This window comes from Amycolatopsis sp. NPDC051372 (genome assembly GCF_040682095.1).
In the GTDB taxonomy this organism is placed as follows: Bacteria; Actinomycetota; Actinomycetes; order Mycobacteriales; family Pseudonocardiaceae; genus Amycolatopsis.
In genome coordinates this window covers 1-5,563 of the sequence record NZ_JBFBAF010000081.1, presented here as the reverse complement: position 1 = coordinate 5,563, position 5,563 = coordinate 1, and the positions used below count along the sequence as shown (strand labels likewise).

At 52.5% G+C, this 5,563-nt stretch carries 1 protein-coding gene, 1 tRNA gene and 3 rRNA genes; 1 reads left to right on the top strand and 4 read right to left on the bottom strand.

Annotation, left to right across the window (positions count from 1 at the left end):
- The coding region (locus AB0M56_RS50225; RefSeq protein ID WP_364190685.1) for a hypothetical protein at positions 1–187 on the top strand (187 nt) is incomplete at its 5' end.
- Positions 188–267: 80 nt separating this feature from the next.
- Here the strand turns inward: AB0M56_RS50225 and rrf are convergent.
- The 4 genes from rrf to AB0M56_RS50205 form a co-directional block, all read right to left on the bottom strand.
- Positions 268–383 (bottom strand): 5S ribosomal RNA (rrf, locus tag AB0M56_RS50220).
- Between the two features lie 94 nt (positions 384–477).
- Positions 478–3,385, bottom strand: a 23S ribosomal RNA gene (locus AB0M56_RS50215).
- Positions 3,386–3,569: 184 nt separating this feature from the next.
- Positions 3,570–3,645 (bottom strand) — tRNA-Glu (locus tag AB0M56_RS50210).
- Positions 3,646–3,730: 85 nt separating this feature from the next.
- Positions 3,731–5,272 (bottom strand): 16S ribosomal RNA (locus tag AB0M56_RS50205).
- The 16S, 23S and 5S rRNA genes sit together here with 1 tRNA gene alongside, the layout of an rRNA operon.
- Between the last annotated feature and the right edge of the window lie 291 nt (positions 5,273–5,563).

Here is a 5,563-nt window from a genome sequence, read left to right as displayed (position 1 = left end):
GACCACCAACCCGCTGCTGTCGCCGCCTCCCGCGGCCTTCAATGCAACCTTAACCATGAATTTAGTTAGCAGGAAAATGGTTATTGAGGAGCTTAAGGATAAATTTCTGGTAAGGAGGACACGTATGGAAGTAGGCAAGTTGGGGAAACCGTATCCGTTGCTGAATCTGGCATATGTGGGAGTATAAGACGCGCAGCGTCGCATCAGGTATTTTTTTCACCAACGCAAAAAGGCCATCCTGACGGATGGCCTTTCGCTTAATTTGATGCCTGGCAGTTCCCTACTCTCGCATGGGGAGACCCCACACTACCATCGGCGCTACGGCGTTTCACTTCTGAGTTCGGCATGGGGTCAGGTGGGACCACCGCGCTACGGCCGCCAGGCAAATTCTGTTTTATCAGACCGCTTCTGCGTTCTGATTTAATCTGTATCAGGCTGAAAATCTTCTCTCATCCGCCAAAACAGCTTCGGCGTTGTAAGGTTAAGCCTCACGGTTCATTAGTACCGGTTAGCTCAACGCATCGCTGCGCTTACACACCCGGCCTATCAACGTCGTCGTCTTCAACGTTCCTTCAGGACTCTCAAGGAGTCAGGGAGAACTCATCTCGGGGCAAGTTTCGTGCTTAGATGCTTTCAGCACTTATCTCTTCCGCATTTAGCTACCGGGCAGTGCCATTGGCATGACAACCCGAACACCAGTGATGCGTCCACTCCGGTCCTCTCGTACTAGGAGCAGCCCCCCTCAGTTCTCCAGCGCCCACGGCAGATAGGGACCGAACTGTCTCACGACGTTCTAAACCCAGCTCGCGTACCACTTTAAATGGCGAACAGCCATACCCTTGGGACCTACTTCAGCCCCAGGATGTGATGAGCCGACATCGAGGTGCCAAACACCGCCGTCGATATGAACTCTTGGGCGGTATCAGCCTGTTATCCCCGGAGTACCTTTTATCCGTTGAGCGATGGCCCTTCCATTCAGAACCACCGGATCACTATGACCTGCTTTCGCACCTGCTCGCGCCGTCACGCTCGCAGTCAAGCTGGCTTATGCCATTGCACTAACCTCCTGATGTCCGACCAGGATTAGCCAACCTTCGTGCTCCTCCGTTACTCTTTAGGAGGAGACCGCCCCAGTCAAACTACCCACCAGACACTGTCCGCAACCCCGATCAGGGGCCAACGTTAGAACATCAAACATTAAAGGGTGGTATTTCAAGGCCGGCTCCATGCAGACTGGCGTCCACACTTCAAAGCCTCCCACCTATCCTACACATCAAGGCTCAATGTTCAGTGTCAAGCTATAGTAAAGGTTCACGGGGTCTTTCCGTCTTGCCGCGGGTACACTGCATCTTCACAGCGAGTTCAATTTCACTGAGTCTCGGGTGGAGACAGCCTGGCCATCATTACGCCATTCGTGCAGGTCGGAACTTACCCGACAAGGAATTTCGCTACCTTAGGACCGTTATAGTTACGGCCGCCGTTTACCGGGGCTTCGATCAAGAGCTTCGCGTTACCGCTAACCCCATCAATTAACCTTCCGGCACCGGGCAGGCGTCACACCGTATACGTCCACTTTCGTGTTTGCACAGTGCTGTGTTTTTAATAAACAGTTGCAGCCAGCTGGTATCTTCGACTGATTTCAGCTCCATCCGCGAGGGACTTCACCTACATATCAGCGTGCCTTCTCCCGAAGTTACGGCACCATTTTGCCTAGTTCCTTCACCCGAGTTCTCTCAAGCGCCTTGGTATTCTCTACCTGACCACCTGTGTCGGTTTGGGGTACGATTTGATGTTACCTGATGCTTAGAGGCTTTTCCTGGAAGCAGGGCATTTGTTGCTTCAGCACCGTAGTGCCTCGTCATCACGCCTCAGCCTTGATTTTCCGGATTTGCCTGGAAAACCAGCCTACACGCTTAAACCGGGACAACCGTCGCCCGGCCAACATAGCCTTCTCCGTCCCCCCTTCGCAGTAACACCAAGTACAGGAATATTAACCTGTTTCCCATCGACTACGCCTTTCGGCCTCGCCTTAGGGGTCGACTCACCCTGCCCCGATTAACGTTGGACAGGAACCCTTGGTCTTCCGGCGAGCGGGCTTTTCACCCGCTTTATCGTTACTTATGTCAGCATTCGCACTTCTGATACCTCCAGCATGCCTCACAGCACACCTTCACAGGCTTACAGAACGCTCCCCTACCCAACAACGCATAAGCGTCGCTGCCGCAGCTTCGGTGCATGGTTTAGCCCCGTTACATCTTCCGCGCAGGCCGACTCGACCAGTGAGCTATTACGCTTTCTTTAAATGATGGCTGCTTCTAAGCCAACATCCTGGCTGTCTGGGCCTTCCCACATCGTTTCCCACTTAACCATGACTTTGGGACCTTAGCTGGCGGTCTGGGTTGTTTCCCTCTTCACGACGGACGTTAGCACCCGCCGTGTGTCTCCCGTGATAACATTCTCCGGTATTCGCAGTTTGCATCGGGTTGGTAAGTCGGGATGACCCCCTTGCCGAAACAGTGCTCTACCCCCGGAGATGAATTCACGAGGCGCTACCTAAATAGCTTTCGGGGAGAACCAGCTATCTCCCGGTTTGATTGGCCTTTCACCCCCAGCCACAAGTCATCCGCTAATTTTTCAACATTAGTCGGTTCGGTCCTCCAGTTAGTGTTACCCAACCTTCAACCTGCCCATGGCTAGATCACCGGGTTTCGGGTCTATACCCTGCAACTTAACGCCCAGTTAAGACTCGGTTTCCCTTCGGCTCCCCTATTCGGTTAACCTTGCTACAGAATATAAGTCGCTGACCCATTATACAAAAGGTACGCAGTCACACAGATTGCTCTGTGCTCCCACTGCTTGTACGTACACGGTTTCAGGTTCTTTTTCACTCCCCTCGCCGGGGTTCTTTTCGCCTTTCCCTCACGGTACTGGTTCACTATCGGTCAGTCAGGAGTATTTAGCCTTGGAGGATGGTCCCCCCATATTCAGACAGGATACCACGTGTCCCGCCCTACTCATCGAGCTCACAGCATGTGCATTTTTGTGTACGGGGCTGTCACCCTGTATCGCGCGCCTTTCCAGACGCTTCCACTAACACACACACTGATTCAGGCTCTGGGCTGCTCCCCGTTCGCTCGCCGCTACTGGGGGAATCTCGGTTGATTTCTTTTCCTCGGGGTACTTAGATGTTTCAGTTCCCCCGGTTCGCCTCATTAACCTATGGATTCAGTTAATGATAGTGTGTCGAATCACACTGGGTTTCCCCATTCGGAAATCGCCGGTTATAACGGTTCATATCACCTTACCGACGCTTATCGCAGATTAGCACGTCCTTCATCGCCTCTGACTGCCAGGGCATCCACCGTGTACGCTTAGTCGCTTAACCTCACAACCCGAAGATGTTTCACTTCAGAGTTGCGAAAATTTGAGAGACTCACGAACAACTTTCATTGTTCAGTGTTTCAATTTTCAGCTTGATCCAGATTTTTAAAGAGCAAATATCTCAAACATCACCCGAAGATGAGTTTTGAGATATTAAGGTCGGCGACTTTCACTCACAAACCAGCAAGTGGCGTCCCCTAGGGGATTCGAACCCCTGTTACCGCCGTGAAAGGGCGGTGTCCTGGGCCTCTAGACGAAGGGGACGTATCAGTCTGCTTCGCAAGACGCCTTGCTTTTCACTTTCTATCAGACAATCTGTGTGAGCACTGCAAAGTACGCTTCTTTAAGGTAAGGAGGTGATCCAACCGCAGGTTCCCCTACGGTTACCTTGTTACGACTTCACCCCAGTCATGAATCACAAAGTGGTAAGCGCCCTCCCGAAGGTTAAGCTACCTACTTCTTTTGCAACCCACTCCCATGGTGTGACGGGCGGTGTGTACAAGGCCCGGGAACGTATTCACCGTGGCATTCTGATCCACGATTACTAGCGATTCCGACTTCATGGAGTCGAGTTGCAGACTCCAATCCGGACTACGACGCACTTTATGAGGTCCGCTTGCTCTCGCGAGGTCGCTTCTCTTTGTATGCGCCATTGTAGCACGTGTGTAGCCCTGGTCGTAAGGGCCATGATGACTTGACGTCATCCCCACCTTCCTCCAGTTTATCACTGGCAGTCTCCTTTGAGTTCCCGGCCGGACCGCTGGCAACAAAGGATAAGGGTTGCGCTCGTTGCGGGACTTAACCCAACATTTCACAACACGAGCTGACGACAGCCATGCAGCACCTGTCTCACAGTTCCCGAAGGCACCAATCCATCTCTGGAAAGTTCTGTGGATGTCAAGACCAGGTAAGGTTCTTCGCGTTGCATCGAATTAAACCACATGCTCCACCGCTTGTGCGGGCCCCCGTCAATTCATTTGAGTTTTAACCTTGCGGCCGTACTCCCCAGGCGGTCGACTTAACGCGTTAGCTCCGGAAGCCACGCCTCAAGGGCACAACCTCCAAGTCGACATCGTTTACGGCGTGGACTACCAGGGTATCTAATCCTGTTTGCTCCCCACGCTTTCGCACCTGAGCGTCAGTCTTCGTCCAGGGGGCCGCCTTCGCCACCGGTATTCCTCCAGATCTCTACGCATTTCACCGCTACACCTGGAATTCTACCCCCCTCTACGAGACTCAAGCTTGCCAGTATCAGATGCAGTTCCCAGGTTGAGCCCGGGGATTTCACATCTGACTTAACAAACCGCCTGCGTGCGCTTTACGCCCAGTAATTCCGATTAACGCTTGCACCCTCCGTATTACCGCGGCTGCTGGCACGGAGTTAGCCGGTGCTTCTTCTGCGGGTAACGTCAATGAGCAAAGGTATTAACTTTACTCCCTTCCTCCCCGCTGAAAGTACTTTACAACCCGAAGGCCTTCTTCATACACGCGGCATGGCTGCATCAGGCTTGCGCCCATTGTGCAATATTCCCCACTGCTGCCTCCCGTAGGAGTCTGGACCGTGTCTCAGTTCCAGTGTGGCTGGTCATCCTCTCAGACCAGCTAGGGATCGTCGCCTAGGTGAGCCGTTACCCCACCTACTAGCTAATCCCATCTGGGCACATCCGATGGCAAGAGGCCCGAAGGTCCCCCTCTTTGGTCTTGCGACGTTATGCGGTATTAGCTACCGTTTCCAGTAGTTATCCCCCTCCATCAGGCAGTTTCCCAGACATTACTCACCCGTCCGCCACTCGTCAGCGAAACAGCAAGCTGTTTCCTGTTACCGTTCGACTTGCATGTGTTAGGCCTGCCGCCAGCGTTCAATCTGAGCCATGATCAAACTCTTCAATTTAAAAGTTTGATGCTCAAAGAATTAAACTTCGTAATGAATTACGTGTTCACTCTTGAGACTTGGTATTCATTTTTCGTCTTTCGACGTTAAGAATCCGTATCTTCGAGTGCCCACACAGATTGTCTGATAAATTGTTAAAGAGCAGTTGCGACGCGCTTTAGCGCACTGTCGCGAGGTGGCGTATATTACGCTTTCCTCTTTCAGAGTCAACCCTGAATTTCAGGATTTTTCTCTTCAACCGAACCGGCTGTTTGTGTGAAGTGATTCACATCCGCCGTGTCGATGGAGTCG